The 2,851-nt window shown below is 37.2% G+C and carries 5 protein-coding genes; all 5 read left to right on the forward strand.

Annotated elements, in window-relative coordinates:
• Positions 1–108 precede the first annotated feature (108 nt).
• A complete protein-coding gene (locus VNZ46_RS11200; protein ID WP_325560244.1) occupies positions 109–408 on the forward strand; it encodes a hypothetical protein in 300 nt (99 codons plus the stop codon).
• A 3-nt stretch (positions 409–411) separates the two neighbouring features.
• Entirely contained in the window at positions 412–960 is a 549-nt protein-coding gene (locus VNZ46_RS11205) for a hypothetical protein (RefSeq protein ID WP_325560245.1), read from the forward strand.
• Positions 957–1,325: a hypothetical protein gene (locus tag VNZ46_RS11210; RefSeq protein WP_325560246.1), complete on the forward strand. Its 369-nt coding sequence runs from the start codon at positions 957–959 to the stop codon at positions 1,323–1,325. Before VNZ46_RS11205 ends, VNZ46_RS11210 begins: the two co-directional genes overlap by 4 nt.
• Positions 1,322–1,561 (forward strand): hypothetical protein, encoded by a 240-nt coding sequence (locus VNZ46_RS11215; RefSeq protein WP_325560247.1) that lies wholly within the window; start codon positions 1,322–1,324, stop codon positions 1,559–1,561. The genes VNZ46_RS11210 and VNZ46_RS11215 overlap by 4 nt, the downstream gene beginning before the upstream one ends.
• A 16-nt stretch (positions 1,562–1,577) precedes the next feature.
• Positions 1,578–2,851: DEAD/DEAH box helicase family protein (locus VNZ46_RS11220; protein ID WP_325560248.1), on the forward strand; the 1,274-nt coding region annotated here is incomplete at its 3' end.

Raw genomic sequence — 2,851 nt, forward strand, 5'->3', positions numbered from 1 at the left:
GAATTCCTTACCGTAAAATTGGTGGGCGAATTTTGTACAGAAAATCAGACGTTCTGAATTATCTAGAGCGCCATGAATTAGTTCGCAGCACAAGCGAAAGGGATGAGCATGACAAAGAAGATTGATTTGTCAGGTGAAACATTATTAATTGGCTGTATTCCAGTTGATGCTCAACCTACTCATCCTGACGATCAAGAAGACTGCATCATTGAGAAATGCCCACTCTGTAAAAAAGATATGTGGGTGAGTAAAAAAAAGAGAAGGCTACGCGACAATACCATTCTTCTTAAAAAAGTACAGATATATTGTCTTCTTTGTCTTGCTAAAGAAGCAATCGAACAAGGCGTTTTGGATGATTTGGAAATGATAGATATTGCCAAAACATTGGATGGCAAATTACAGGGATGAAACATGAGCGCTTATTTTTGTAGTAATTTATGTATTATTTTTTTGGCTGCTGGAATAATTATCTTATCCCGTATGTATGGGGGATTATGCAAACGTATCGTGAAATTAGAAATACTCATTGTGTCTAATCCAAAAAATAATGATTTAAAAAAATCGATTAAGGAAAACAAAGAAAATATTGATAAATTAAAAGAACTTCAAAATATGAATTATCAATATTTCAAAGATTCATTAAAAGCAGTTGAAAGACTATTAAAAGAATCTAATGAAAGTAAAAATTACCTAGAAGTTGAAATTAAAAGACTTTCAGATAGCTTTGATGGACAATATGAAAATCAAAAGGAAAAGTTAAATGAACACTACTATGCATTACAGCGAGCCTTTAATGATTTTGTAAAGGCCAAGGGGCCTAATCTCGAACCCTTGAAAGAATTAGAAAATATTTGCACCCAACTCCATAGCCGGGTAAAAGAAGTGGAAGACAAAATGACAGCTATGTTTTTTGTCGAGCCAAAATCGCCAAAAGAAAAAAGACGTAATAAATCCAAATGAAGCATAAATATAGAAAATTGGAAGAGCTATATAAAAAAATCCCCAAGATAGATTGTCAAGGTAAATGCTATAATACATGTGGGATTGTTCCTGCCTCAAAAATAGAAATTAAGCGCGCAAGAGAAAGGATAATTAAGAATCCATTCAGCCCAATTCAGGTTGTGATGAAACAAAAAATAATAAAAAAATCAGCAACATGTGCAGCGCTATGCGATAAAAGGTGCAGTATCTATATGATAAGGCCAGCTATCTGCCGATTATATGGAGTAGCAGAAGGACTTGAGTGCAAATTCGGCTGCAAGCCCGATAAGATTATGACAAAAGATGAGGCTTATGATTTAATTAGGGAAATAGAAGCATTATGAGATGGAAATCAATAAAAAAAGAACCCGCGCCTATGGGGCGTGAGTTATTGTTGCGTGTCATTGATAAAGATGACGACATTTACTACACAATGGGCGCCGTGTTTTCAGGGCAATTTGAGTTTCACAATAATCAAATTTTTAAGGTAACTCATTTTTTAGATTATGATTACCCTCAATTGGCCGATACCTGGGAACATTACTCGAAAGACTTACCAAGCAAAAGCCTAGAAACGTAACATTTAAAGGGATTAAATGTTTAAAGAAGACAAGGAAGAGCTTGCCTCGGAGCTTCGGGGAAGCATAATTTATTTTATTACCTATTTTTATAAAATACTGACAGGGCGAGAATTTATCATTTCTTGCCCTATTGGCAGAGAATCACATCACATCACAATTGCTAAGATTTTAACAGCAGCACTACGATTAGAGTTACCCAATCAAAAAGGCATGATCAATGTAGAGCCTGGCTCTGGTAAATCCACGATGGTATCATTTTTTATAGCCTGGGCTATGGCTCAATGGCCTGATTCAAGATTCTTATATCTTTCTTATTCAAAGTCGCTTTCTGTAAAGCATACTGAAACTATTAAACGCATCATCCAGCTTCCACATTACAATTACTTATTCAATGTAAGGATTCGTTATGATTCAAAAGCAAAGGAGTTCTTTCAGACAGAGCATGGCGGCGCTGTTGCTGCATTTGGAACAGCAGGCGCGGTCACTGGCCAGGACGCTGGATTACCAGGACTCGATAGATTTTCCGGCGCACTCATTATCGATGATGCACATAAACCAGATGAGGTGCACTCTGACACAATTCGAAAAACTGTTATCGACAATTACCGAGAAACTATCCAACAGCGAGCCCGCGGAATAAACGTACCTTTTATCTTTATTGGTCAAAGACTGCATGAAGATGATTTGGCGTCGTATTTGATTAGTGGAAAAGATGGGTACGACTGGCATAAAGTTATTTTGCCAAGTCTTGATAAAGCAGGAAATGCTCTTTATCCAGAAGTCCATCCCAAAGAAATGCTTTTAAGACTTCAAGAAACCGACCCGTATGTTTTTGCCTCACAATATCAACAAGACCCAATTCCCGCAGGGGGCGCTTTATTTAAACCTGAATGGTTTGTGATGCTGGAACAAGAGCCAAATATTTTGTTTTCATTTATTACTTGTGACACAGCCGAAACCTCTAAAAGCTACAATGACGCAACCGCATTTAGTTTTTGGGGAATTTATGAAATTGAATCGTTTGGCGTTAAAACCGGCAAGTACGGGCTTCACTGGATTGATACTCTGGAGTGCCGAGTTGAGCCTAAAGACTTAAAGCCAGCATTCTTAGATTTTTGGTCACAATGTATGAGTTATAAAAAACCGCCTCAGCTTGTTGTTATTGAAAAAAAATCAACAGGAGGAACGCTTCTAAGCTTAATTGATGAGATTCGAGCTATACGACTCATGGATATGCCAAGAACCCGAGAAAGTGGATGTAAAACTAAGCGCTTTTTAGATGCCCAACC

Origin of the sequence: Pedobacter sp. (assembly GCF_035566355.1) — a bacterium.
Lineage (GTDB): Bacteria > Bacteroidota > Bacteroidia > Sphingobacteriales > Sphingobacteriaceae > Pedobacter.